Annotated in this window: 23 protein-coding genes; 17 read left to right on the top strand and 6 right to left on the bottom strand. The window is 72.1% G+C overall.

Features of this window, described 5'->3' with window-relative positions; all coding sequences use genetic code 11:
• Window positions 1-188 precede the first annotated feature (188 nt).
• The 3 genes from ABD269_RS15570 (at window position 189) to ABD269_RS15560 (ending at window position 3,024) form a co-directional block, all read left to right on the top strand.
• On the top strand, window positions 189-1,013 hold the full coding sequence (locus tag ABD269_RS15570; protein ID WP_301894011.1) for a glycerophosphodiester phosphodiesterase: 825 nt from the start codon (window positions 189-191) through the stop codon (window positions 1,011-1,013).
• A 181-nt stretch (window positions 1,014-1,194) separates the two neighbouring features.
• Window positions 1,195-1,668: an ATP-binding protein gene (locus ABD269_RS15565; protein WP_425572903.1), complete on the top strand. Its 474-nt coding sequence runs from the start codon at window positions 1,195-1,197 to the stop codon at window positions 1,666-1,668.
• A gap of 387 nt (window positions 1,669-2,055) precedes the next feature.
• A complete protein-coding gene (locus ABD269_RS15560; protein WP_301894012.1) occupies window positions 2,056-3,024 on the top strand; it encodes a DUF5926 family protein in 969 nt (322 codons plus the stop codon).
• A 455-nt stretch (window positions 3,025-3,479) separates the two neighbouring features.
• Here the strand turns inward: ABD269_RS15560 and ABD269_RS15555 are convergent, their stop codons facing one another.
• Together ABD269_RS15555 and ABD269_RS15550 are read right to left on the bottom strand one after the other, a co-directional pair.
• Window positions 3,480-4,094: a hypothetical protein gene (locus tag ABD269_RS15555; RefSeq protein ID WP_344118356.1), complete on the bottom strand. Its 615-nt coding sequence runs from the start codon at window positions 4,092-4,094 to the stop codon at window positions 3,480-3,482.
• 376 nt (window positions 4,095-4,470) lie between these two features.
• Window positions 4,471-5,220 carry a bifunctional DNA primase/polymerase gene (locus ABD269_RS15550; RefSeq protein WP_301894015.1) on the bottom strand — a complete coding sequence of 250 codons (750 nt, stop codon included), beginning with the start codon at window positions 5,218-5,220 and terminating at the stop codon, window positions 4,471-4,473.
• Window positions 5,221-6,047: 827 nt separating this feature from the next.
• Between ABD269_RS15550 and ABD269_RS15545 the strand changes: the two genes are divergently transcribed.
• A complete protein-coding gene (locus ABD269_RS15545) occupies window positions 6,048-7,646 on the top strand; it encodes a PP2C family protein-serine/threonine phosphatase (RefSeq protein ID WP_344118355.1) in 1,599 nt (532 codons plus the stop codon).
• 135 nt (window positions 7,647-7,781) lie between these two features.
• Complete coding sequence (locus ABD269_RS15540; RefSeq protein WP_344118354.1) at window positions 7,782-9,239, top strand: aminopeptidase P family protein; 1,458 nt, start codon at window positions 7,782-7,784, stop codon at window positions 9,237-9,239.
• A gap of 47 nt (window positions 9,240-9,286) precedes the next feature.
• Here ABD269_RS15540 and ABD269_RS15535 read toward each other — a convergent pair whose 3' ends face one another.
• Window positions 9,287-10,048, bottom strand: a complete 762-nt coding sequence (locus ABD269_RS15535) for an SDR family oxidoreductase (protein WP_344118353.1) — start codon at window positions 10,046-10,048, stop codon at window positions 9,287-9,289.
• 92 nt (window positions 10,049-10,140) lie between these two features.
• A complete protein-coding gene (locus tag ABD269_RS15530; RefSeq protein WP_116212924.1) occupies window positions 10,141-10,617 on the bottom strand; it encodes an ATP-binding protein in 477 nt (158 codons plus the stop codon).
• 212 nt (window positions 10,618-10,829) lie between these two features.
• Between ABD269_RS15530 and ABD269_RS15525 the strand changes: the two genes are divergently transcribed.
• The 9 genes from ABD269_RS15525 (at window position 10,830) to ABD269_RS15485 (ending at window position 20,832) form a co-directional block, all read left to right on the top strand.
• On the top strand, window positions 10,830-11,624 hold the full coding sequence (locus ABD269_RS15525; protein WP_344118352.1) for a hypothetical protein: 795 nt from the start codon (window positions 10,830-10,832) through the stop codon (window positions 11,622-11,624).
• Between the two features lie 172 nt (window positions 11,625-11,796).
• Window positions 11,797-12,519, top strand: a complete 723-nt coding sequence (locus ABD269_RS15520) for a YcnI family copper-binding membrane protein (RefSeq protein WP_344118351.1) — start codon at window positions 11,797-11,799, stop codon at window positions 12,517-12,519.
• 170 nt (window positions 12,520-12,689) lie between these two features.
• Window positions 12,690-13,343 (top strand): SCO family protein, encoded by a 654-nt coding sequence (locus ABD269_RS15515; RefSeq protein WP_301894022.1) that lies wholly within the window; start codon window positions 12,690-12,692, stop codon window positions 13,341-13,343.
• Window positions 13,343-13,819: a copper chaperone PCu(A)C gene (locus ABD269_RS15510; protein WP_301894023.1), complete on the top strand. Its 477-nt coding sequence runs from the start codon at window positions 13,343-13,345 to the stop codon at window positions 13,817-13,819. The genes ABD269_RS15515 and ABD269_RS15510 overlap by 1 nt, the downstream gene beginning before the upstream one ends.
• Before the next feature lie 6 nt (window positions 13,820-13,825).
• A complete protein-coding gene (locus ABD269_RS15505; RefSeq protein WP_344118350.1) occupies window positions 13,826-15,688 on the top strand; it encodes a copper resistance protein CopC in 1,863 nt (620 codons plus the stop codon).
• Entirely contained in the window at window positions 15,688-16,926 is a 1,239-nt protein-coding gene (gene efeB, locus ABD269_RS15500; RefSeq protein WP_344118349.1) for an iron uptake transporter deferrochelatase/peroxidase subunit, read from the top strand. Before ABD269_RS15505 ends, efeB begins: the two co-directional genes overlap by 1 nt.
• Window positions 16,927-17,029: 103 nt before the next feature.
• A complete protein-coding gene (pheA, locus tag ABD269_RS15495; protein ID WP_301894409.1) occupies window positions 17,030-17,962 on the top strand; it encodes a prephenate dehydratase in 933 nt (310 codons plus the stop codon).
• 676 nt (window positions 17,963-18,638) lie between these two features.
• Window positions 18,639-19,916 carry a serine--tRNA ligase gene (gene serS / locus ABD269_RS15490; RefSeq protein WP_344118347.1) on the top strand — a complete coding sequence of 426 codons (1,278 nt, stop codon included), beginning with the start codon at window positions 18,639-18,641 and terminating at the stop codon, window positions 19,914-19,916.
• A 112-nt stretch (window positions 19,917-20,028) separates the two neighbouring features.
• On the top strand, window positions 20,029-20,832 hold the full coding sequence (locus ABD269_RS15485; RefSeq protein WP_344118345.1) for an HAD family hydrolase: 804 nt from the start codon (window positions 20,029-20,031) through the stop codon (window positions 20,830-20,832).
• Here ABD269_RS15485 and ABD269_RS15480 read toward each other — a convergent pair.
• Window positions 20,774-21,532 (bottom strand): rhomboid-like protein, encoded by a 759-nt coding sequence (locus ABD269_RS15480; RefSeq protein ID WP_425572899.1) that lies wholly within the window; start codon window positions 21,530-21,532, stop codon window positions 20,774-20,776. The genes ABD269_RS15485 and ABD269_RS15480 overlap by 59 nt on opposite strands.
• A gap of 89 nt (window positions 21,533-21,621) precedes the next feature.
• Between ABD269_RS15480 and ABD269_RS15475 the strand changes: the two genes are divergently transcribed.
• The 3 genes from ABD269_RS15475 to ABD269_RS15465 all read left to right on the top strand — a co-directional run bounded on the left by ABD269_RS15475 (window position 21,622) and on the right by ABD269_RS15465 (window position 24,746).
• The gene (locus ABD269_RS15475; RefSeq protein WP_344118344.1) at window positions 21,622-22,332 is read left to right on the top strand and encodes a FadR/GntR family transcriptional regulator; all 711 of its coding nucleotides are present in this window, start codon (window positions 21,622-21,624) and stop codon (window positions 22,330-22,332) included.
• A 97-nt stretch (window positions 22,333-22,429) separates the two neighbouring features.
• A complete protein-coding gene (locus ABD269_RS15470; RefSeq protein WP_344118343.1) occupies window positions 22,430-23,728 on the top strand; it encodes a CynX/NimT family MFS transporter in 1,299 nt (432 codons plus the stop codon).
• A 61-nt stretch (window positions 23,729-23,789) separates the two neighbouring features.
• Entirely contained in the window at window positions 23,790-24,746 is a 957-nt protein-coding gene (locus tag ABD269_RS15465) for an aminoglycoside phosphotransferase family protein (protein ID WP_344118342.1), read from the top strand.
• An 84-nt stretch (window positions 24,747-24,830) separates the two neighbouring features.
• Here the strand turns inward: ABD269_RS15465 and ABD269_RS15460 are convergent, their stop codons facing one another.
• A complete protein-coding gene (locus ABD269_RS15460) occupies window positions 24,831-25,550 on the bottom strand; it encodes an ABC transporter permease (protein WP_344118341.1) in 720 nt (239 codons plus the stop codon).
• Window positions 25,551-25,552 lie beyond the last annotated feature (2 nt).

Below are 25,552 nucleotides of genomic sequence, written 5' to 3'. Positions count from 1 at the left end.
CGTCCGGCCTTGGCTACGGCCACGACCGTGTGCAGGTGCCACGGGTCCGGTCTGCTGCCAGCTTTTCCCATGACACGTCAGACCACCGTAAGCGGAGCCTGTGCCCGGGCCCGTCGGCCTTTACTCAGGGGCAAACAAGGCAAACAGTGCGCATGCGCGATTGTGCCAGGCGGTGGCACCATAACGCGGTGACCTATGCGCACCCGGCCCGGGACCTCCGCCCCGAGCGCCACCCGCTCGCCGTCATCGCCCACCGCGGAGCCTCCGAGGACGCTCCGGAACACACCCTGTCCGCCTACCGAAGAGCGATCGAGGACGGTGCCGACGCGCTGGAGTGCGACGTGCGCCTCACCGCCGACGGGCATCTGGTCTGCGTCCACGACCGCCGCGTCAACCGCACGTCCAACGGCCGCGGCGCCGTCTCCTCACTCGAACTGGCCGACCTCGCCACCCTCGACTTCGGGTCGTGGAAGGGCAAGGCGGCGGACGAGGAGGAGCCCGACCTGGACGCCACCTCCGTCCTCACGCTGGAGCGCCTGCTCGAACTCGTCGTCGACGCGGGCCGCCGCGTGGAGCTGGCCGTCGAGACCAAGCACCCGACCCGCTGGGCGGGCCAGGTCGAGGCGAAACTGCTCGGCCTGCTGGACCGCTTCGGCCTCGCCGAGCCGCCCGCGGACGAGCCCTCGCAGGTACGGGTGATGAGCTTCTCGGCGCGCTCCCTGCACCGCGTGCAGGCGGGTGCGCCGGGCATTCCGACCGTCTATCTGATGCAGTTCGTCTCCCCGCGCCACCGCGACGGCCGGCTGCCCGCGGGCGTACGGATCGCGGGGCCGAGCATCCGGATCATCCGGAAGGACCCCGGCTATGTGGCCCGGGTGCACCGCGCGGGGAACCGGGTGCACGTCTGGACGGTGAACGACCCGGCCGACGTCGAACTCTGCGCCCGCGCCGGGGTCGATGCGGTCATCACGAACCGGCCCAAACAGGTGCTTTCGCAGCTCGGCAGGCTGTAGCTCCATTACAGGGAGTGCACCGGCGCGTTCGGTACGTGTTCGACGTCCGTGAGTGCCCCACCGTCTCCGGGATGGCCGGTTTCCGGTCCAGTCCATTGGGGCATCCATCCCCTGACGTGGGGCAAAGGAGGTCTCGGGGGTGGCGTTGGTGGTGGCACAGGAGGTGCCCACGTCGTCGATCATGGCCGTACCCCATGGTCCAACCGGTGTGGGCCAGGCAAGACACCGGATGCGTGAGGATCTGCGCATCAGCGGGGTACCGGATTCGGTCATCGACGACGCCGTATTGATTCTTTCGGAGCTGCTCAGCAACGCGTACCGGCACGGACGCCCGCTGAGCCCGGAGAACGGCGACAGAGACGGGGAGAAGGACGGGGGGATACGTGCCGCCTGGAGAGTCGACATGCACGGCCGTCTCACGGTCGAGGTCACGGACGGGGGAGGCCCGACCCGGCCGATTCCGGCCACACCTTCGGTGACCGCGCGCGGGGGCCGCGGCCTGAACATCATCAGCGCTCTCTCCCAGGACTGGGGCGTACGGGACGCCTGTGGCGAGGTGACCGTATGGGCCGCTCTTTCGACGCGTGACAGCTTCACGACGCGGATCGAGCTGGCGCCCGAGATGGCGTTCTCGGATGTCGACGAGCTGACATGACGATGGTGCGACGCGCGTAGACCGTCGCGCTCTTGTACGGCCGGTGTGCCCCGCGAAGCGGTTCGCGGCATCCCACCACCGCCGGCCGGAGCCTTCACGACTGCCGTCGGCGTACGGCTTTCTCTCCCCTGGCTGCGGGCCATCCGCGCCTGCGGCGGGCTTGTTCCCCAGCCCCGCCCCTTCCCGAAACCGGGGAGACCCCGGACCCCCTGAAGCGGCTGCGCCGCTTGTCCTCAAACGCCGGACGGGCTGGATTTCGCGGACCGTAACCAGCGAAATCAGCCCGTCCGGCGTTTGAGGACGCGGCCGGAGGTCCATCGTCCGCCCGTCCGGCAAGGACTAGGCTCGCCGCACATATCTGCACCCCCAACGGGAGAACCGCACGCCATGGCCAAGAAGCGCCGCCCCCAGACCAAGGCCGCCACGCCGTCGGCCGTCGACGGCCCGATCCCCGTGGTCGGTGCCCGCGAACCCTGCCCGTGCGGGTCGCGGCGCCGCTACAAGGCCTGCCACGGGCGGGAGGCCGCCCACGCGGTGGCCGAGCTCGTGCAGCGCCCCTTCGAGGGGCTGCCGAACGAGGCCGACTGGGTCGCGCTCCGCGAGCTCGTGCCTGCCGCGACCGTGGAGCTCACCCTCAAGGGCGGGCTGCCCGAGGGCGTGCCGTCGGTGACGCTCGCCACCGTGCTGCCGATGGCCTGGCCCGCGCTGCGCCGGGACAACGGCGCCGTGCTGCTGGGCCTTCAGAACGACACCGCGTCCGGCGACCTGAGCCGCGACCTCGCCGACACGCTCCGGCGCGCGCTGGAGGCCGCTCCCGGCAGCCCCGTGGCCGCCGAGCGCGTCGGCACGGACGGGCCGCGCCTGCAGGACCTGCTGGACCCGGAGGGGGCCTTCGAGCCGGCCGTGCACACAGGCTTCGAGTTCTGGGTCGAGAACGCCGAGAACGCGACCGGCGAGGTCGCCGCCTCCCTGGACCGCGCCAACGCCGCCGCCATCCCGACCGTCCGGCTGTCCGGCGTCGACGCCGCCTACTGGTGCGAGACCCCGGACAAGAACCACCTGCGCTGGGTCATGACCCACGCGGAGGAGGAGCTGCTGGACGCCCTGGCCCGGCTGCACGCCGCGGGCACGTCCTCGCTCGGCGAAGGGACCCGCCTGGTGGGCTCGTTCCGCGCGCACGGGCTGACCGTGCCGGTGTGGGACCTGCCGAGCGCGATGCGCGCGGAGGACGTCGAGAAGCCGGCCGCGGCGTTCGCGGAGCGGCTGGCCGCGGCGCTCACGGACGACGCCCCGCTGACGGCCGAGGAGCGGCGCGCCCGCGGCGGCCTCACCAGCCGTCAGATCACCCTGAACTGACCCGTGGGGGCTCCGGGGCACCCGTCAGGGCTTCGCTCCGGAGCCGGACCGCGAACGGGCCCGGCCCGCCGCGGGTGATCGTCGGCCCGCGGTGGCTCCCGGCCGCCCCCGGACGTCGAGCGCGCCCCCTCATCGGTCTGTGCGCCGCTCCGTCATCCGTCCGCGCCCCCTCCACGCATCCGTCCACCCTCCGGTCGACACATCGATGCGCGCGGCACCGCCGCATGCGGCGGAGTAGTTGATTCCGGTGCGCCGACGGCGCCATTTACGTGACTCCTGTCACAACTCCCGCTGTCAGCCCGGAAATACACGTCCGGAAACCCGCGATCGAATTTGCGAACGGCCGATCTCTTGTTACCGTTCTAGGAGCCCGGTCGCTGGTGCATCCCCCGTCGCCAGCGACCGGGCGTTTCCATGCCCGCGTACGCGCCCGGCGCCGCCGCCCCGAGCGGGAGCTAACCCGCCCGGCCGCCCGGTGAGTTGCTCCCGGACCGCAGCAGCAGCCTTCCGTCCGCGCCGGCGATCTCCGCCACCGCCGAGTAGGCGTCGCGCTCCCGGGGATCACGCACGGTCGGAGCGTGCGGCGTCTCGCAGCCGTCAGGATCGTCCGAGGGCCCCATCCGGCACTGCACCTCGACCGTCCGGCCCTCGGGGTCCATGAGGGTCAGTACGGCCGTCAGCGGGCCGCCTGTGGCGTTGCGGTAGTACGTGCGCGCCCAGGTGTCGGCTCCCTGCCGCAGGACGCAGGTCTGCGCCTCCACGCCTTCGGGCGCCGCGAGTTCGGGGCCGCAGCGCGTGGAGTCCCGTACGTCGTCACCGCCGGACCGCTGCCCGTCGAAGCCCTCGCCCGCGTCGACGGCCGGGGAGGGCGCGGGTTCCGGCCCCGGCTCCCGGAGGTCCGACGCGCTGCCCGCGGCCGCGAGCGGCGCCGACGTCCGCCCCCGCTCGCCCTTGGGGCTCCCCGTCCGGCCGCGGGCCTTCTCCGGGCTCGCCGGACCGGCCGGACCCGCCGTGGCGGCGGCCAGCGGCAGCACGATCGCCAGGGCGACCACGCTCGCGAGCGCGATCATCCGAAGATTGGCCGCCCGCTGCGCAGACGCACTGGGCTCTCCGGGCACACCGGACCGACGCTCCATAAGGACCACCTGCAACTCGCCGCGAACGCTGAAGACGCGGGGACGGCTTCCGACACCCCGCCGGGCCGACGGCGCCCGGCAGAACATCCGGCGCAGGCCCGCACCCGAACATAGCGGGCAGGACGGCGCCTCCCGGGCGGCCGCGCGGCGGTTACCGCAGTTCTCGGAGCGGCTTACACCCGTACGAGTGAGAGCGCGTGCGTCTCCCGTCCGTACGCGCTCTCGTGCTTCCCGTACCGGCGGCCCTTCAGAGGCTGCCGCTCCTCACCCGGTCCACGGCCGCTCGGGCCGCGGTTGCCCCTCCCCCGCGTCAGTACGCGAGCTTGCTGCCGCCCCCGGAGGTGCCCGCGCTCTCGGCGACGAGGACGTCGACGACGGTGGAGATCTCCGGCAGCCACGGCCGCGCGGACGCGCCCGTACGGCCCCGGTCCGCCCGGAGGGCGCGGTCGACGCGGAGCGCGCGGGCCGGACCGCCGACGGAACCCGCGGGCTGCGGCGCCCGCTCCCAGCGCACCCGGCCGGCCCCCGTGGGCGACGGTGGCAGTGCCACATAGCCGCCCTCCCCGTGGAAGCGCAGCGAACCTGGCACCCAGTCCTGGCGGTGGAGCAGCTCGCCGAGGACCTCCAGGGAGTAGGGCGCGACCAGCAGCGCCCAGCGGCTGGGGGTGGCGACCACGGGCCCGAGGCGCACGCCCGCGCGGTCGAAGGCCGCCAGCGCGCGGGCGCCCGCGACGGCCGGCAGGCTCACCGCGCAGGGCGCGCGCCCGCCCGTCGCGAGCACGACGGGGGCGTCGGGGCGGTTGGTCCACCACCAGCGGACCATCCGGGCGTCCGTGGTCGCCGCGAGCAGCCCGGGGTCGAACGGGTGGGCGCCGGGGGCCGCGCAGTCGGGGTGCGGGCAGGCGCATTCGCGCTCGCGGCCGCCGCCGGACCGCAGCCCCACGCCCGGGAGCACGGGCCACTGCCACTCCGTGGCACAGACCAGGGCCGCGGTGAGCACCGCGGACCGGTCGCTTCGCCGAAGCGAGAGCTTGCGTCGCCTTCCGAGGATCTCGCGCATGAGCGCTCGTTCCTTTCCGTGAACGCCGAAGTTGGGGCCCTTGTCGGAGACAAGGGTCGTATCGCGTGAAACTGACTGAACTGCGTGAACTGGCTGTACTGGCGGAACTGCGTGAACTTGCAGGGCACTGCACAGAGCTGCCGGACTGCCTGGGCCGTACGGGACTGCGTGGCATTGCGGTGGCACTGCGTCGGGCCGCGTCCGACTTACATGGCACTACGGGTCCGACTTCGCGCGCTGCTCAACACGCCGTGGCCCTTTCGGGGCCGGCACACCACGTGGATCAAAAGTCACTGCATACAACGCAGCGCATCACGCCACGGGCGGAGCGTGAAACCTGGCGGGGGGTGGCGCGCCTATGGCGCTTTGTGCCGAGCCTCTGCACCCCTCGTCCGCGGCACGGGTTGCCCCACGCCCTCGGGGGCGGGCGCGGCCTTGCCGGGGAAGACGCTCGGGCCCGCCGCGGGGTTCCGGGGCGGCCCCAACTGCCCCTGCCCTTCTCCGAGTACGTACCCACCGGGGTGGATATGACGCGCTGTCGAGCAACGCCAGTCGACCTCAAATCCATGCCCCCGGGACCATTTTCCGGCCAACTTTGAAACCCCATAGACACCACCAATCCCACCGGTCCAATGCTGGACATCGGCTTACCCGGGCGTGTACATGTGGAGCACTGATAGCGCGCAACACGACAGGGGGTTTGCGATGCTATTGACGAAAAAGCACAGGCCAACCAGCTGGTCAAGAGGGCTCGGCGAGATGCCGCGCGCACCTTTCCGGACCGCTGCCCGCCGCATCGCCGCGCGGCCCTCCCCGGGCAGACGGCCATGACCACACCCCATCTGCCGAAAGTGGCCGGAATCAATCCTCCACTTCCCGCGCCCTCGCACACTCCGTCCCCCGAATCCGTCGCCCCCTCCTCCACCGATCCCGCCGATCCCGCCACTTCGGACTCCTCCGGCCGGGCGGACCCCGCCGACCCCCACGGCCCCGCCGCCCCGGCCGACCTGCGGCCGCCCGCGCCCAACGCCCTGGTGCAGGACCGGCTCGCGGGCTGGATCTCCGACCTCACCACCCTCCAGGAGCTCACCGAGCGGCTCGCGCGCACCGGCACCCTCGACGCCGCCCTGCACGAGGTGCTGCGCGCCGGTTCCTCGCTCGTCGGCGCCCGCCGGGGCCTGGTCACCCTCCAGCCGTCCCGGGGGCCCGGCCACGACCGCCCGGTCACCGTCGGGCTCGGGCTCGGCCGCGCCGACCTCGGCCACATCGAGACCCTCCCCCACGGCGTCCGCGCCCCGCTCGGCCCCGACCGGCCGGCCGCCCGGCCCGGTGTCGCCCCGCGCGAAGCGCTCGACATCCCCGGCCCCGACTCGTACGGCCGCCTCTTCGACGACCTCCCGCCCGCCGGGTCCCGTGCGGGCGTCGCCCACCCCGACATCGCGGCCGAGGAGGGGCTCACCGCCCGCCACCGCGAGGTCGCGGCCCGCCTCGGCTACGGCGCCAGCTACGCCGTGCCCCTGGAGTCCGAGGCCGCGGGCCGCATCGGCGCGGCCGTCTGGCTCTACGACGAGCCCGCCGAGCCCGGCGAGCGCCAGCGGCACCTGATCGGCCTCTACCGCGACTACGCCACCGAGCACCTGGCCCGCCACCTCGAACTGGCCGAGGCCCGGGACACCGTGACCACCCTCCGCGAGGAGCTGCTCCCCAGCCGGCTGCCCCGGATCGCGGGGGTCCGGCTGGCCGTGCGCCACCGGTCGGGGCCCCTGGGCGGCGGCGACTGGTACGACGCGCTGCCGCTGCCCGAGGGCGCGCTCGGCCTGACGGTCGGCGGAGTGACGGGTTCCGGGCCCAGTGCCGTCGCCGCGATGGGCCGGCTGCGCGCCTCCCTGCGGGCGTACGCCGTGATGGAGGGCGAGGATCCGGTCGCCGTGCTCTCCGACCTCGAACTGCTGCTGCGGCTGACCGAGCCCGCACGCGCCGCCACCGCGCTCTTCGCCTACTGCGAGCCCGCCGGGGCCGACCGCCCCGGGGGCCGGGGGAGCAAGGTCGTGCTGGCTGGTGCCGGGCACTGCCCGCCGCTGATCATCGGCGAGCACCGCGCGGAGTACGTGGAGACCTCCCTGTCCGCACCGCTCGGGATGCTCGCGTGCTGGGAGGCGCCGAGCGTCGAGATCGAACCCGCGCCCGGTGAGACGCTCCTGTTCTACAGCGACGGCCTGCTGCACCGCACCGGCGACACCATGGACCGGGCGTTCGCCCGGCTGCACTCGGCGGCGGCGGGCGTCCCGCGGGCCGCGCTGCGCGACCCGGACGCGGTCGTGGAGCACGTCCTGCGGACGATGCTGCCGCCCGGTGACGGCGACAGGGCGGCGGACGGGAGCGACAGTGGCGAAGACGTCGTCCTGCTGGCCGCGCACTTTGAATGATCTTGTTTGACCAGTTGCTGTCCGGGTCGGCGGCCGGCCTTCTGCGCGAGTCCGCGTTCAAACCTTCGCCGCCGACCTTCTCCCCCACTTTTCCTCGCACATACGATGGAAACGCCCCGTCCGAGGAGGAGAGCAGTGACCGAGCAGCAGCCCGCGCCCGAGAACCCCGAAGGTGACGAGCCCATCAAGCAGCGGAAGAACGGCCTGTACCCGGGCGTTTCCGACGAGCTTGCCGAGAACATGAAGTCCGGCTGGGCCGACACCGAGCTCCGCGACCTTGAGCCGATCGCCCAGGCCCCGGACACCGCCCGCCGCCGTGCCGAGATCTCCGCCCGCTTCCCCGGCGAGCGCCTGGTGATCCCCGCGGGCAACATGAAGACCCGCTCCAACGACAACGAGTACAGCTTCCGGGCGTCCACGGAGTACGTGTACCTCACGGGCGACCAGACCCCGGACGGCGTGCTCGTCCTGGAGCCCACCGGCGCCGAGGGCCACCAGGCCACCCTCTACCTGCTGCCCCGCTCGAACCGTGAGAACGGCGAGTTCTGGCTCGACGGCATGGGCGAGCTGTGGGTCGGCCGCCGCCACAGCCTCACCGAGGCCGCCACGCTCTACGGCGTGCCCTGCCAGGACGTCCGCGACCTCGCCGACGCGCTGGGCGAGGCCACCGGCCCCGTCCGCGCCGTCCGCGGCCACGACGCCGGGATCGAGGCGGTCCTCACCGACAAGGTCACCGCCGAGCGGGACGAGGAGCTGCGCGTCTTCATCAGCGAGCAGCGGCTCGTGAAGGACGCGTTCGAGATCGGCGAGCTGCAGAAGGCCGTCGACTCCACCGTGCGCGGCTTCGAGGACGTCGTGAAGGTCCTCGACAAGGCCGAGGCCACGTCGGAGCGCTACATCGAGGGGACGTTCTTCCTGCGCGCCCGCGTCGAGGGCAACGACACCGGCTACGGCTCCATCTGCGCCGCCGGCCCGCACGCCACCACCCTCCACTGGGTGCGCAACGACGGCCCGGTCCGCTCCGGCGAACTGCTGCTCCTGGACGCCGGCGTGGAGACCCACACCCTCTACACCGCCGACGTCACCCGCACGCTGCCGATCAACGGCACGTACACCGGGATCCAGCGCAAGATCTACGACGCGGTGTACGAGGCGCAGGAGGCCGGCATCGCGGCGGTCAAGCCGGGCGCGAACTTCCGCGACTTCCACGACGCCGCCCAGCAGGTGCTCGCCGAGAAGCTCGTCGAGTGGGGTCTGGTCGAGGGCCCGGTCGAGCGCGTCCTGGAGCTCGGCCTCCAGCGCCGCTGGTCGCTGCACGGCACGGGCCACATGCTCGGCCTGGACGTGCACGACTGCGCGGTCGCCCGTACGGAGACGTATGTGAACGGCGTGCTGGAGCCCGGCATGGTCCTGACCGTCGAGCCCGGCCTCTACTTCCAGGCCGACGACACGACCGTGCCCGAGGAGTACCGCGGCATCGGCGTCCGCATCGAGGACGACATCCTCGTCACGGAGGACGGCAACCGGAACCTCTCCGCGGGTCTGCCGCGGACGTCCTCGGACGTCGAGTCCTGGATGGCCGGCCTGAAGTAGTGCGGGACCCCCGCGCCCCGGAAAGGGGCGCGGGGACCGGCACAGCGCTAGCGCGTCGTGTAGCCGCCGTTGATGAAGAGCGTCTGCCCGTTCAGCCACCAGCCGTCCGTGAGCAGGAACTTCACGTACGGCACGATGTCCTCGATCTTCGTCAGCTCCCCGTTCATCGCCGAGGACTTGTGGTACGCGATGGAGTCGTCCGTCTCGGCCGGGTAGAAGAAGCCCGTGTCCATCGGCCCCGGCGCGATGTTGTTGACCGAGATGTTCCGCCCGAACAGCTCCTTCGACAGCGCCCGTGTGAAGTGCTCGACCGGCGCCTTGCTGCCCGCGTAGACCGAGTAGAGACCGGTGTAGGCGGCGAGCAGCGAGGTCACGACGGTGACGATCTTCCCGCCGTCCTGGAGCCGCTTGGCGGCCTCGCGCATCATGAAGTACGCCGCCTTGGAGTTGACCGCGAACATCCGGTCGTACTCCTCTTCCGTGACCTCCGTCATCGGCTTCTTGATCACCATGCCGGCGGTGTTCACCATGCAGTCGACCCTGTCGAAGGCGGCCTCGGCGACGTCGAAGAGCCCCTCGACCTCTGCCACCTTGGTCAGGTCGGCCTCGTGGACGACGGCCTGGCCGCCCGCCTTCTCGACCTCGGCGGCGGTCTTCTCGGCGGCCTCTTTCGAGGACGGGCTGTTGTAGTGGACGACGACCTTGGCGCCGTCCTGGCCGACCTCCCTGGCGATGAGGCCGCCGAGGTTCCTGGACGCACCGCCGATGACGACGACCTTGTCCTTGAGCGTGCGCGTGGGGCTGGGCATGGGCCTCTCCTGGAACGCGTGAATTGCCGGTATTGCCACGCTAGGAGCAGATCCCGGCACGCGCCCGCGGGCGGGGCCCACACGAGGGTCGGTCACGACGCCCTGAGCAGCGCCGCGTCCTCTCTCCACTTGAGGATCTTGTCGAAGCTGACGACCGCGCCCTGGCGGCCGGGCCGGTTGTGGACCCGCACGTGGTCGGTCAGGGACTCGATAAGGAAGAGGCCCCTGCCATGTTCGTCATGGGCGGGGGCCGCGGGCTGCGGGGCCTGATGGGCGGGGCGCGGGCGGCGGCGGTCGTGGCGGCGGGGCTGCTCCGGGAAGCCCGGGCCGGAGTCGGTGACCTCGATGCGGCAGGTGTCGCCGTCGATGAAGGCCGTCACCAGATATCCGGTGGAGGAGTCGCCGCCGTGCTCGACCGCGTTCGCGCACGCCTCGCTGAGTGCCACCGACAGGTCGTAGGAGATGTCGGGGTCGACGCCGGCCGTCTCCATCGTGCCGACCAGCAGTCTCCGGGCGAGCGGAACGCTCGCGGCCTCGCGCCGCAGATGGAGTGACCACCAAATGCTCATGCTCAGCCTCCTGGCCGCGGCTCGATATACCGATACGTATAGCCACCACCATCGACCCGTAAGCCTGTCGGTTGTGTGAGACCGCTCATTCGGACGACGCGCCCGGCGGGTGCATCGGTGTATGGCCTCTAAACCGGCGTGCGCCCATGCGCCCCCCGTGAGCGCCCCCTGCCGTAGGGAAGGAGTAAGTCCGATGGGATGATGGCGCAGCCATGCCTCACCCCGTCGCGCGCGCCGGCGCCGATCTGCGACTGTTCCGGGCCGCGGTGTTCACCGCGGTCTGCGTTCTGCTGTCCGCGGGCGGGCATGTGCTGGCCTCCTGCGCGAGCGTGCCGCTGTGGACGCTGGGCGCGGGCTTCGCGGCGGTGTTCATGGTGGCCGTGCCGCTGGCCGGACGGGAGCGCTCGCTGCCGGGCATAGCGGCCGCGCTGGCCGCAGGACAGCTCGTGCTGCACGCCCTCTTCGGGCTCGGCCAGCAGGGCGCCGGGACGGCGACCCGACAGGCGGGCTCCGAGGGCCGGTTGATCACCTTCGCGGCGCGGCTGATCTGCAACCAGCCGCACCCGATGTCGGCGGCCGAGGCCCGTCGCGTCATCACGGACGCAGGGCTCGACCCGGCCACGCACCCCATGCAGATGGCCATGCCGCCGCGCATGCCCATGCAGCCGCAGTCCACGCTGCACGCCCTGCTGCCCTCGCTGCCGATGCTGCTCGGCCACCTGCTCGCGGCCCTGGCCCTGGGCTGGCTGCTGCGGCGCGGCGAGGTGGCGCTGTGGCGGGTGGTCGGGCTGTCGGAGCGGTCGGCGCGCGGGGTCGCGGACGCCGCGCTCGTACGGGCGTTGCGCGCCGCGTTCACGCTCGTGCACGCGCTGCGGGACCGGGCCGGTGCCCGGCCGGCGGTGCCCGTCCGGGGTGCGTACAGGGACGACGAGCGGCCGGTGACGGAACCGGCGCTCCAGCACTTCGTGATCAGGCGGGGACCGCCGCGCTTCGCCCTCGCGGCCTGACGACGCGACGCGCGCTCCAGCGCTCCGGCATTCCGACATTCCTGTGTTTCGGCATGCCCGGATTCCGACACCCACCGGAAATATTCCGGCATTTCGGATAGGAGAGTCGTCGCGCCGCGACCGCACGCGCGCCGTACTCCCCTTTTGTCCCTCCTGCCTGTGGAGTGTCCCCATGAACGTCAAGACCGCTCGCCTGCGCCGCCGCCTCCCCGTCGTCGCCGGCCTCACCGCCGGTGGTGTCCTGCTGCTCGCCGGCCCCGCCTTCGCGCACGTCGGCGTGCAGCCCGGCACCGCCGAGAAGGGCGGCTACAGCACCATCGCCCTCAAGGTGCCGAACGAGAAGGACAACGCCTCGACGGTGAAGCTGGAGCTCGACCTCGACCCCAAGCACCCGCTCGCCTCGGTGATGCCGCAGCCCGTGCCGGGCTGGGACATCAAGGTCGAGAAGTCCAAGCTCGACAAGCCGGTGAAGACGGACGACGGCACGGTCAACGAGGCCGTCACCAAGGTCACCTGGACCGGCGGCAAGATCGAGCCCGGTCAGTTCCAGCAGTTCCCGCTGTCGGTCGGCCAGCTGCCCACGGACGCCGACGAGCTGGTCTTCAAGGCACTCCAGACCTACTCCGACGACGAGGTCGTCCGCTGGATCGACCCGTCCAAGCCGAACGGCCAGGAGGCCGAGCACCCGGCGCCGACGCTGAAGCTCGTCGCGAAGGCCGCCGACGCGGGCGGCGCCAAGAAGGACGACAAGAGCAGCCAGACGGAGACGGCGGCGGACAAGAGCGACGACTCCTCCGACACCACGGCCCGTGTGCTCGGCATCGCCGGCATCGTCGTCGGTGTCGCGGGCGTGGCCTTCGGCGTGCTCGCCGGACGCCGCCGTTCCGAGGGCTGAGCCCCCGCCCCGCGAGGGTGCGAAACGCCTGACCGTACGCAGACCCGGACGTACGCCACCCGTACGCCCTGCGTAGGTTCGCTCCCAGACGCACGGACGACCGACCGGGGCGGCGCTCCCGACAGGGTGCCGCCGCCCCCACCCCTGACCGACCCCTGGAGAAGAGCTCCATGCGCACCAAGACCCTGGGTGCGGCGCTGGCGATAGCCGCCGCGCTCACCCTCACCGCCTGTGGCGGTGGTTCGGGCGACGGCGGCGACAAGCCCGTCGCCGACGTCTCCGCGGCCCCCAAGAAGGCCGCGATCACCCTGGACGCCCCGAAGGCCAAGCCCGACCTGGTCCTCACCGACACGTCCGAGAAGAAGTACGAGCTGGTCAAGGAGACCAAGGGGCACCCCGTGCTCCTCTACTTCGGCTACACCTACTGCCCCGACGTCTGCTCGACCGTCGTCGCCGACATGGCCGAGGCCGCGAAGAAGCTGCCGCAGGCCGACCGGGACAAGCTGAAGATCGTCTTCGTCACCACCGACCCCGACCGCGACACCCCCAAGCGGATGCGCGAGTGGCTCGACGCCCAGGGCGGTCAGGACATCGTCGGCCTGACCGGCGACTTCGAGACCATCCAGGCGGCCGCCAAGCCGCTCGGCATCCTGGTCGAGAAGGCGAAGAAGGAGAAGGACGGCTCCATCACCGTCAGCCATGGCGCCGAGGTCGTCGGCTTCTCGCCGAAGGACGACGGAGCCCACTGGATCTACACCGCAGAAACCACCGCAGCCCAGTACGCCAAGGATCTCCCGAAGATCATCAAGGGGGAGAACCCGTGATGCGCAAGTCCACCGTTGCCACCGCCGCCACCATGCCGCTCCTGCTCGCCGGGGGGCTGCTGCTGATCACCGGCTGCCAGTCGGAGAAGGACGCCCTGAAGTCCGACAAGGCCGAGCTGTCCGTCAGCGGCGCCTATCTGCCGCAGCCCGCGATGACCGACATGGCCGCCGCGTACCTCACCGTCAAGAACGACGGCGGCAAGGCCGACCGGCTCACCTCGGTCACCAGCCCGCTCTCCGGTGACATCACCATGCACACCACCGAGGGCTCGCAGATGAAGCACGCGGGCGAGCTGGAGGTGCCCGCGAACGGTGAGCTGAAGCTCGCCCGCGGCGGCACCCACCTGATGCTCGGCAAGCTCGACCACAAGCCCCAGGTCGGCGAGAAGGTCGAGTTCACGCTGCACTTCGCCACGTCCGGCGCGGTGAAGATCCAGGTGCCGGTGGAGTCCACGACGTTCCGTCCCAAGGACTGACGTGTGATGAAGACCCTGACCACCGGGCGGCTGCCGGCCCTCCTCGGGATGCTGCTGGCCGCGCTGCTGTGCGCGGCGGGCCCCGGTGCGGCCACCGCGTCGGCGCACGCCGCGCTGACCTCCACCGACCCGGCCGACGGTTCCGTGGTGCCGACCGCGCCCCGGCAGGTGCAGCTCACCTTCTCCGAGGGAGTCCTGCTGAACGGCGACTCCCTGCGGGTCCTCGACCCGCAGGGGGCGCGCGTCGACGAGGGCAAGCCCTCGCACGTGGGCGGCAGGTCCGGCACCGCGGCCGTGGGCCTGCGCGCCGGGATCGGCAACGGCACGTACACCGTGGCCTGGCAGGCCGTCTCCGCGGACAGCCACCCGGTGGCAGGGGCCTTCACCTTCTCCATCGGCGCGCCGTCGAAAACGACGGCGAAGGTGGCGACCGCCAAGATCGACCCGACCGTCGACACGCTGTACGGCGTGGGGCGTTACGCGGCATACGCGGGCTTCGTCCTGCTCGTCGGCGGCTGTGTCTTCGCCGGGGTCTGCCGCACCTCGCGCGCCGTGCAGCGGGTCGCGGTCGGCGGCTGGATCGCCCTCTTCGCCTCCACGGCCGCGCTGATACTGCTGCGCGGCGCCTATACGACCGGCAAGGGCCCGGGCTCCGTCGTCGACCTCTCGCTGATCAGCGACGTGCTGGCCACCAAACCGGGGGCCGCGCTGCTGTCGCGGCTGCTCCTGCTGAGCGCCGCGGCCGTCTTCCTCGCCGTGCTCTTCGGCTCGTACACCCGCGAGGACGACGACCGCACCGCCGGGGAGCGGCGCGACGTCGCCTACGGGCTCGCGATCGGCGGCGCCGTCGTCGCCATCGGTCTCGCGGCGACCTGGGCGATGGCCGAACACGCCTCGGCCGGGCTCCAGTCGTGGCTGGCGATGCCCGTCGACGTGCTGCACCTGCTGGGCGTCGCCGCGTGGCTCGGCGGGCTGGCCGCGCTGCTGGCCACCCTGTGGACCGGCGAGGCGATCCCCCGCGCGGCCGTGCGGCGCTTCTCCCGGATCGCGTTCACCTCGGTGTGCGTCCTGGTGGCGACCGGGCTCTACCAGTCCTGGCGCCAGGTCGGCTCGTGGGGCGCGCTCACCGGCACGGAGTACGGGCGGCTGCTGCTGATCAAGGTCGGCCTGGTGACCGTCCTGGTCGGCATCGCGTACTTCTCGCGGCGCTGGACACAGCGGCTCACCGACCGTACGGAACCGAAGAAGCCCAAGGCCGCGGCGAAGGCCCCCCGGAACAACGGCGCTTCCCCGGAGCGCGCCGCCCAGCTCGCCCGGCAGCAGGCCGCGCTCACGAAGGCCGCGGGACAGCGGCACCGCGACGCGGACGAGGGCCGCAGCGGACTGAGGCGTTCCGTGCTGGCCGAGACCGCCGTCGCCGCCGTCCTGCTCACCGTCACCACCCTGCTCACCGGCACCCAGCCGGGGCGCTCGGAGACCGAGCAGAAGGAAGCGGGCGCGGCCGGCGCCACCAGCCCGGCCACCGCGGGCCCGGCCGAGGTGAAGATCCCCTACGACACCGGCGGCACGAACGGGCGGGGCACGGCCACCGTCCGCCTCGACCCCGCGCGCTCCGGCAACAACACCCTCGACGTCACCGTGACCGACCCCACCGGCCGCGCCGTCGAAGTACCGGAGCTGGACGTGTCGTTCACCGAGACGCAGCAGAAGATCGGCCCGCTGCGCACCGCGCTCAAGCACATCGCCCCCGGCCGCTGGGAAGCCACCGGCTTCCAGCTCCCCATGGCCGGTGCATGGCAGCTCACCCTGACCGTACGGACCTCCGACATCGACCAGGTCACGGAGATCGGGAACGTGAAGATCAACTGATGACTGAACAGACCGAGAAGAACGGAATGAGCCGCCGCCGGCTCCTGGGCACCGCCGGTGCCGCGGGCGCCGCCGGGCTCGTCGTGGGCGGCGCGGGCGGCGCGTTCGCCACCCAGGCCGCGCGGGACAGGCCGGCTCCCCTCACCGGGGTCGGCACCAGGACCGTGCCGTTCCACGGGAAACACCAGGCGGGCATCGCCGACCCCGCGCAGGCGTGCGGTCATCTGCTCGCCCTCGACCTCGCCCCCGGCGCCGACCGCAAGGCCGCGGCTGCACTGCTGCGGCGCTGGTCCGCGACGGCGGCCGACCTGGCGGCGGGCGACGTGCCGAAGGGCGACGACACGGGCGTCGCGCTCGACGCGGGCCCCTCGTCCCTGACGGTCACCTTCGGCTTCGGCCGTACGTTCTTCGACCGGACCGGGCTGGCGGACAAGCGGCCCGCCGCGCTGGAACCGCTGCCCTCCTTCACCGCCGACGCGCTCGACGCCAAGCGCGGCGACGGCGACCTGTGGGTGCAGATCGGTGCCGACGACCCGCTCGTCGCCTTCCACGCGCTGCGGCTGATCCAGAAGCAGGCCGGGGACACCGCCCGCACGCGCTGGCAGATGAACGGCTTCAACCGGACGCCGGGCGCCACCGGCAAGCCGATGACCGGCCGCAATCTGATGGGCCAGATAGACGGCACGAACAACCCGAAGCCGTCGGACAGCGACTTCGACGCGCGGATCTTCGTGCCGGAGGACTCCGGCGACTGGATGGCGGGCGGTTCCTACGCGGTCGTACGGCGCATCCGCATGCTGCTCGACAGCTGGGACCACCTGTCGCTGGAGCGCCAGGAGAAGGTGATCGGGCGGCGCAAGTCGGACGGGGCGCCGCTGTCGGGCGGCACGGAGACGACTCCGGTCGATCTCAACAAGATCGGCGAGGACGGTTCGCTGGCCATCGCCGGGGACGCGCACATCCGCGTCGCGGCACCGGAGTCCAACCGGGGCGCGGCGATGCTGAGACGGGCCTTCTCGTACCACGACGGCTTCCTCGACGACGGCTCGCCGGACGCGGGCCTGCTCTTCGTCGCCTGGCAGGCGGACCCGCGCAGGGGGTTCGTCCCGGTGCAGCGCAAGCTCGACCGGGGCGACGGCCTCTCCCGCTTCCTGCGCCACGAGTCGAGCGCCCTCTTCGCGGTGCCGGGCGGCTGCGCGCAGGACGAGTACGTGGGACAGCGGCTCCTGGAAGGGTGAACCGCGCTCCTCGGGCGCCCCTGTCACCCGGCGGGGCGCCCGAGGAGATCTGGGTAGTGTGGCGGGACCCGCCCCGTACCCACCCCGAGGAGCGCAACGCGTGATGCCGGCCAGCCGCTACACCTATCTCGGACCCGAGGGCACCTTCACCGAAGCCGCCCTGCGCACCCTGCCGGAGGCGGCCACGCGCGAGCTCGTGCCCATGGTCTCCGTGCCGGCCGCGCTCGACGCCGTACGGAACGGGGAGGCCGCGGCCGCGCTCGTGCCGATCGAGAACTCCGTCGAGGGCGGCGTCACCGCGACCCTCGACGAACTCGCCACCGGCGCACCGCTGATGATCTACCGCGAGGTGCTGCTCCGGATCGCCTTCGCGCTGCTCGTGCGCCCCGGCACCCAGCTCTCCGACATCAAGACCGTGACCGGCCACCCCGTGGCGCAGCCGCAGGTGCGCAACTGGCTGGCCGCACACCTGCCGGACGCGCGGTGGGAGTCCTCCGCGTCCAACGCGGACGGCGCGCGGCTGGTGCAGGAGGGCCGCTACGACGCGGCGTTCGCGGGCGAGTTCGCGGCGGCGACGTACGGACTGGAGCCGCTGGTCAAGGACATCCACGACGCGCAGAACGCGCAGACCCGCTTCGTGCTGGCCGGGCGCCCCGCGCGGCCCTCGGCGCGCACCGGCTCGGACCGCACGTCGCTGGTCGTCTGGCTCGGCGACGACCACCCGGGCGCGCTGCTGGAGCTGCTGCAGGAGTTCGCGGCGCGCGGGGTGAACCTGATGCGGATCGAATCGCGGCCGACCGGCGAGGGCATGGGCCGCTACTGCTTCTCGGTGGACTGCGAGGGCCACATCACCGACCGCCGCGTCGGCGAGGCGCTGATGGGCCTCAAGCGGACGTTCCCGAAGGTGCGCTTCCTGGGCTCGTACCCGCGGGCGGGCGCGGACACGACGTCGCCGCTGCGGCCGGGGACGTCGGACAGTGCGTTTGTTTCTGCGGCGGAGTGGGTGGCGCGCTGTGCGGATGGGGGGGCCGCGTAGGGGGGTTGCGCTCCGTTTTTGTCTGCCGGGTTCGTTGCCGCCTGCGGCGGGGGCGCCCTGCGGGCGCGTCCTCAAACGCCGGACGGGCTGTTCTGGCTCGCCTCCGTCCTCGTCATGATCCACATGGTTATCCACAGGATCGTCCTCGACCTGGGGATAAGTCGACAGAGCGAGGTGCCGGAAGCCCCTCCCGGAGGGGTCAACGTCGACAAATCGCTCTAACCACAGGTCCGTCATCCACAGCGCCAAGCCCCACCCTGCGTGCCCCAACACCCCACGCCCGTCAGCCGAATCCGGGCAATCAACTCTTTAGAGCGAGGAAATACCACCCGAATGAGTGGCTAAGCGGGGTTTGGCCGGGCAATCCATGGCTCAGGACAGACCCGGATGGAACGTTCGATTCCGGCGTCCACAGATTTCACGCACAGCCTGTGGACAAAGAAAACGGAGGATCCAGCTCCTGTGGACAACACCTCCGCCAACTCCCGCTCCCCACAAGGTCGATCGCCCCGACCGGTTGCCTCTATGCCCCTTTTCGCCAAAAGCGCTGGAATTTCCCGACCCGGCCGCGGGCCCGGTTATTCACAGCCTTTTCCACTCTCCTCAAAATGGGGCAAAACGCAACGAAGAGGAATATCGCGTCGAGTGATCGCGCCCGCAACGGTAGCCTGGTGGGGTGATTGACCTTCGCCTGCTTCGTGAGGACCCCGACCGTGTGCGCGCCTCCCAGCGCGCCCGTGGAGAGGACGTCGACGTCGTCGACGCGCTGCTCTCCGCCGACGAACGGCGCAGGTCGTCCAGCGTCCGCTTCGATGAACTCCGCTCCGAGCAGAAGGCGCTCGGCAAGCTCATCCCCAAGGCCTCCGGTGACGAGAAGGCCGAACTGCTGAAGAAGGCCGGCGAGCTCTCCGGCGCCGTCAAGGCGGCCGACGCCGAGCAGGACGAGGCCGCCGCCGAGGCGCAGCGCCTCCTGCTGCAGATCGGCAACATCGTCCACCCGGACGTGCCGCGCGGCGGCGAGGACGACTTCGTCGTCCTGGAGACCGTCGGCACCCCGCGCGACTTCGCCGCCGAGGGCTTCGAGCCCAAGGACCACCTTGAGCTCGGCCAGTCGCTCGCCGCCATCGACGTCGAGCGCGGCGCCAAGGTGTCCGGCTCGCGCTTCTACTACCTGACGGGTGTCGGCGCGCTGCTGGAGCTCGCCCTCGTCAACGCCGCCATCGCGCAGGCCACCGCGGCCGGCTTCACGCCGATGCTCACCCCCGCGCTGGTCAAGCCGCGCGCCATGGAGGGCACCGGCTTCCTCGGCCAGGCCGCGCAGGACGTCTACCACCTGGAGAAGGACGACTTCTATCTGGTGGGCACCTCCGAGGTGCCGCTCGCGGCGTACCACATGGACGAGATCCTGGACGCGTCCCAGCTGCCCCTGCGTTACGCCGGCTTCTCGCCGTGCTTCCGCCGCGAGGCCGGCACGTACGGCAAGGACACCCGCGGCATCTTCCGCGTGCACCAGTTCGACAAGGTCGAGATGTTCTCGTACGTCGCGCCGGAGGACGCCGAGGCGGAGCACGCGCGCCTGCTGGAGTGGGAGAAGCAGTGGCTGAACAGCCTGGAGCTGCCCTACCAGGTGATCGACGTCGCCACGGGTGACCTGGGCTCGTCCGCCTCGCGCAAGTTCGACTGCGAGGCGTGGATCCCCACCCAGGGGAAGTACCGCGAGCTGACCTCGACCTCCAACTGCGACGAGTTCCAGTCGCGCCGCCTGTCGGTGCGCCTGCGCGACGGCAAGACCGTCAAGCCGCTGGCGACGCTCAACGGCACGCTCTGCGCCGTACCGCGCACGATCGTCGCCCTCCTGGAGAACCACCAGCAGGCCGACGGCACCGTGCGCGTGCCCGAGGTGCTCCGCCCGTACCTGGGCGGCCGGGAGATCCTGGAGCCTGTCGCACGGTGAGCGGCGCATGCGTGGCCGCCGGGCCGCGGACGACGACGATGGCCGCACCGCTGCGCCCGCAGGCGGATGGGGGTGCCCCCGGACGGAGTCTGGGGGAGAACGAGAAGACACCGTGAGCGAGTTGCCCTACCGCCTGATCGCGACCGATCTCGACGGCACGCTGCTGCGCTCCGACGACACCGTCTCGGAGCGCACCCGCGCCGCGCTCGGACGGGTGACGGCGGCGGGCGCCTCGCACATCATCGTCACCGGGCGCTCCGTCCCGTGGACGAAGCACATCCTCGACTCCCTGGACTATCAGGGCCTCGCGGTGTGCGGACAGGGCGCGCAGGTTTACCACGCCGGTGAGCACAGACTGCTGACGTCGGTGACGCTGGACCGGCAGCTCGCCGCGCTGGCGCTCGCCAAGATCGAGGCGGAGGTCGGGCCGCTGTATCTCGCGGCCAGCCGCGACGGCATGGACGGCGAGGTCCTGATCGGCCCCGGCTACCGCATCCAGGAGGGCCCGCTGCCGGCCGTGCCGATCACGGACTCCTCGGAGCTGTGGGCCGCGCCCCTGAACAAGCTCTACCTCCAGCACCCCGACCTGGACGACGACGGCCTCGCCGGGATCGCGCGGGCGGTCGCCGGTGACCTGGTGGGCGTGACCATGGCGGGCGCCGGCATCGTCGAACTGCTGCCGCTCGGCCTGAGCAAGGCCACCGGCCTCTCCCTCGCCGCCCGCCGCCTCGGCATGAAGGCCGCGGACACGATCGCCTTCGGCGACATGCCGAACGACGTGCCGATGTTCGCCTGGGCGGCGCACGGCGTGGCGATGGCCAACGCGCACCCGGAGCTCAAGGCCGTCGCCGACGAGGTCACGGACTCGAACGAGGACGACGGCATCGCGACGGTGCTGGAGCGACTCTTCGGCTGACGCCGGTTCCGCGCCTGCGGAGGGGCTCACCGGCCCTTCGCAGGTGCTCACGGCCGGCGGAGAAGTCCCACGGCGGGCGGCCCCGCGTCAGCGGCCCGCACGCGAGCCCGATCGCCAGCGCGATCGCGTGGCCGACGTCCGTGTACGTCCCGCCCGTCACCAGCGGCACCGCGAAGAAGAGCACCGCGCCCGCCAGATACAGCCACCGCCAGGGCCGCGGCACGCGGTAGGTCAGGATCCCGGCCGCCGCCGCGAGCCCGTACGAGACACCTATGTCGACAACGTGCTTCATCGAGCGCGGCAGCGAGTGGTGCTGGATCGACAGCAGGACGACCTCCTGGCTCACGAGCGTGGCCACGATGTGCGCGACGGCGACGGTGAACAGCCAGCGCAGAGTGCCGATCCAGCGTTCGACGTTGGCGTGGAAGATCTCGAAGAGCACGACGTAGAGCAGGAACGATGAAGGGTTCTCGATCCAGAAGCCGCTGATCAGCAGCGACTGCAGGGGATGCTTGTTCAGCTCGTGGATGTTGCTGCTGTTCCGGTGCAGGAGGAACATCTCCAGGTCCCGGCTGGCGGCGGCGATCACGAGACTGGTGACCCCGATGATCAGCAGCCAGATGTGAGTACCCGGGGTCGAGCGGACCCAGGCGGTGATCCGGGTGTACATCAGGGCGTACGGCTGGCGGTGGGCCACCATTCGACGGTAGCCCGGGTGGGCCTCGCGCGCAGTTGTAGGATGACTGGGCAACCGGGTGAGTTCAAGAGAGCGTCAAGAGGAGCAGCGGAATGGCACTGCGTGCGGCGGGACGGCAGTCCCTGGTGGACACCGTCGTGGATCAGCTGCGCGCGCAGGTCGCCGCCGGGGAGTGGAAGGTCGGCGAGCGCATCCCGACCGAGCACGCCCTCGCCGAGCAGCTCCAGGTCGGGCGGAACACCGTCCGCGAGGCGGTCCGCGTCCTCGTGCACGCCGGGATGCTGCGCTCCCGCCAGGGCGAGGGCACCTTCGTCGTCTCCATGGCCGACCCCGCCGAGATCATGCGCGGCGTGCAGCGCGCGGGCGTGCGGGACGTCCTGGAGCTGCGCATCGCCCTGGAGGCGGAGGCCGCCCGGCTCGCGGCGCTGCGGCACGAGCCCGCCGACCTGGAGCGGATGCGGGTCGCGCTGGAGGCGCAGACGGCCTTCGAGGACGCCGAGGGCCAGCCCGACTCGGGCAATCTGGAGCTCTACGCGGACCACGACATCGCCTTCCACAAGGCGGTTGTGGAGGCCGCGCACAACAGCGCGCTGACCGCCACGTACTCCTGGTTCAGCAGCTCGGTGCGCGAGGCGCTGGTCACCGCGCTGGGCGACCGCGAGATGCCGCGCATCATCCACGGCGACCACCACGCCCTCATGACCGCGATCGCCTCCGGTGACCCGGACGCGGCGGCGCACGCCTGCCGCCTGTTGCTCGAACGGCCGAAGCAGGCGGTGGAGTCGCTGCTCGCGGAGGGCTGACCGCCCGCTTCTCCCGTACGGCCCGCTCACGCGCTCCCGCTCGTGCGCCCGGCCCGCACGCCCCCACGTACCCCCGCACCCCCTTGGAAAGGCCCCCATGTCGGAGACGAGGTCGCAAGCACCGCTGATCGACGCGGAGAGCGTCACGGAAGAAGCCGTGGCCGCGCAGGAGTTCGCGCCACCCGCGGCCGCGGCCCGGCGGATGCGGGCCCACCCCCTGCTCGTCCTGCTCGGCATCGTCCTGGCATCGCTCAACATGCGGGCCGCGCTGGCCGGGGTGTCACCGCTGCTCGGCGAGATCGGCGACCACTTCCACCTGGCGGCGACCGCGAGCAGTCTGGTGACCACCATTCCGCTCGTCTTCATGGGGCTCGGCTCGATCCTCGCGCCGAAACTGGCCCGCCGGTGGGGCACGGAGGCGGTGCTCTGCGGCGCGCTCGTCCTGCTGTGCGGGGGCATCCTGCTGCGCATCGCGCCGCCGGTCGTCGCACTGTTCGTCGGCTGCGCGCTGGTGGGCACCGCGATAGCCCTGCTCAACGTCCTGATGCCCGGCCTGATCAAGCGGGACTTCCCCGAGCGGGCGGCGGGCATGACCGCGCTCTACTCGACCGCGATGATCCTCGGCGCCACCGTCTCCGCCGCCAGTGCCGTGCCGCTGGAGGACGCGCTCGGCGGCTGGCAGGGCTCCCTCGCCTCCTGGGCGGTGCTGGCTGCCGTCGCGGCGGCCGTGTGGGCCCCGCAGGCCGTCCTCGCCCGGAGCGCCGCCCGCGAGGCCGCGGCAGGCGCTCCCGGGGCCGTGGCGGCGCCCCGGGCCGCCGAGGACGGACCGAAGCTGACCCGCACCCCGCTGGCCTGGCAGATCACCCTCTTCATGGGCTCGCAGTCGCTCGTGGCGTACGTCGTCATCGCCTGGCTGCCGACGATCTTCACCGACCACGGGATGAGCAAGGCGCAGGCCGGTCTCGTCTTCGCGTTCAGCACCCTGGTGCAGGCGGTCGGTTCGTTCGTGGTGCCGATGCTGGCGGGCCGGATGCGCTCCCAGCGGGCGCTGGCGGTCACCGTCGTGACGCTGATGGCGGCGGGCGTCGCGGGGCTGCTCGTGGCCCCGGTCGGCGGCGCCTGGCTCTGGGCGACGCTGCTCGGCGTGGGACAGGGCGGCGCGCTGGGGCTCGCGCTGACGATGATGGTGCTGCGCACCCGCGACGCGCACACGGCGGCCCGGCTCTCGGGCATGGCACAGACCTGGGGCTATCTGCTCGCGGCCGTCGGCCCGTTCGCCCTCGGCGCCGTGCACCAGGCGACCGGCGGCTGGACCGTGCCGATCGTGGTGCTGCTCGTGGTGTGCGCGGGTCTGCTGGGTCTCGGGCTGGGAGCCGGGCGCGATCGGAAGATCTGAGACGTTGGGATGACAGGGAGGCCCCCGGGGCCTCCCACCCGTCACGAGGAGAGCGCCACCCATGTACGTGCCTTCCCGGATCACCGTCCCCGCCGAACTGGCGGGCTTCCACGACACCTTCGACGGGGAGGTGGGCCGCGCCTGGGTCGCCGCCCTGCCGGACCTGGCGGCCGACTTCCTGGGCCGCTGGGAGCTGCGGCTCGACGGCCCCGCCTCGCACGGCATGGTCGCGCTCGTCCTGCCCGTGCGGCGCGCGGACGGCACCCCGGCCGCGCTCAAGCTCCAGCCGGTGACCGACGAGAGCGTCGACGAACCGGCCGCACTGCGCGCGTGGGACGGCGACGGCGCGGTCGCCCTCCTCGACCACGACGCCGATTCCGGCACGATGCTGCTGGAGCGGCTGGACGCCGGGCGTTCGCTGCTGTCCGTGCCGGACGCCGAGGACGCCGTCCGTACGCTCTCCGAGCTGCTCGCCCGGCTGGTGAAGACGCCCCCGCCGGCCGGGCTGCGCACGCTGACCGGCATCGCGGGCGCGATGCTCGCCGAGGTGCCCGCCGCCCTCCGGGCCCTGCCCGACGCCGCCGACCGCCGGGTGCTGGCCGACTGCGCGGGCGCCGTACGGGAGGTGGCCGCCGAGCCCGGCGAAGGGCGGCTGCTGCACTGGGACCTGCACTACGCGAACGTGCTGGCGCCGCTGCCCGGTTCCGGGCGGGAGCCCTGGCTGGCCATCGACCCCAAGCCGCTCGTGGGCGACCCGGGGTTCGAGCTGCTGCCCGCCCTGCACGACCGCTGGGACGACCTCACCGCGACCGGTGACGTGGAGCGGGCGATCCTGCGCCGCTTCGATCTGATGACGGAGGTGCTCGGCCTGGACCGGCGGCGCGCGGCGCGCTGGACACTCGGGCGGGTGCTCCAGAACGCCCTGTGGGACATAGAGGACGCCGAGGACGGCGAGGTGCTCGCGCTCTCGCCCGTGCAGTCGGAGATAGCGCGAGCCCTGCTCGACGCGCGTGTGTGAGCGCCTTCGAACGAGTGATGTGAACGAGTAAGGGGCGGTCTCCATGGGAGACCGCCCCTTACATCGTGTGCCGTTCGCCGCTCGTCACTCCTCGCCGGCGAGCGTGAGCGTGCGCAGCTTCCGGCTCGCGTACCAGGTCGCCGCGGCGGTCACGCCGATCAGCAGGGTGAGGGCGAGGGGCAGGCCCACGTCCGAGGAGATCGCGCCCTCCGCGCCGATCTTCTGGGCGAGGGCGAGGGACCACTGCTGGACGCTGAGCGTGCGGGCGCCGGGGATGAGGCTGCCGAAGAGCGACTCCCACACCAAGGCGTAGACCAGGCCCGCCACGACGGCGTGCCGGGTGACGGTGCCCAGCAGCAGGAAGATCGCGCTGTAGGCCACGGAGGCGACCGCGGCGGCCGCCGCGTAGGCGACGGCGATCTGCTGGCTGTTGCCGTTCAGCACGAAGCCGGCGATCAGGGTGGGCACCGCGGAGAAGACCACGGTGACGCCGATGGCGACGATCAGCTTGGTGAGGATGACCGTGTGGCGCTTGACGGGCTTGGAGAGGAGATAGATCACCGAGCCGTCGTCGATCTCCGGGCCGATCGCGCCCGTACCGGCGATCACGCCGATGAGCGGCACCATGGTGGCCAGCGCGAAGCCGCCCAGGACATTGACCGCGGTGTCGTCGTCGGCTCCGGTCAGCACGCGGATGACGACGGAGATGACGATCAGGAGGGCGGGCAGCGCGAAGAGGATGAAGGCACGGCGGCGGCCGAGGAGCCCCCGGTAGGTGAGCCGGGCGACGGTCGGGTGATACATGG

The organism is Streptomyces blastmyceticus (assembly GCF_039521185.1).
Lineage (GTDB): Bacteria > Actinomycetota > Actinomycetes > Streptomycetales > Streptomycetaceae > Streptomyces > Streptomyces blastmyceticus.
This window is presented reverse-complemented; position numbering and strand designations above follow the sequence as displayed.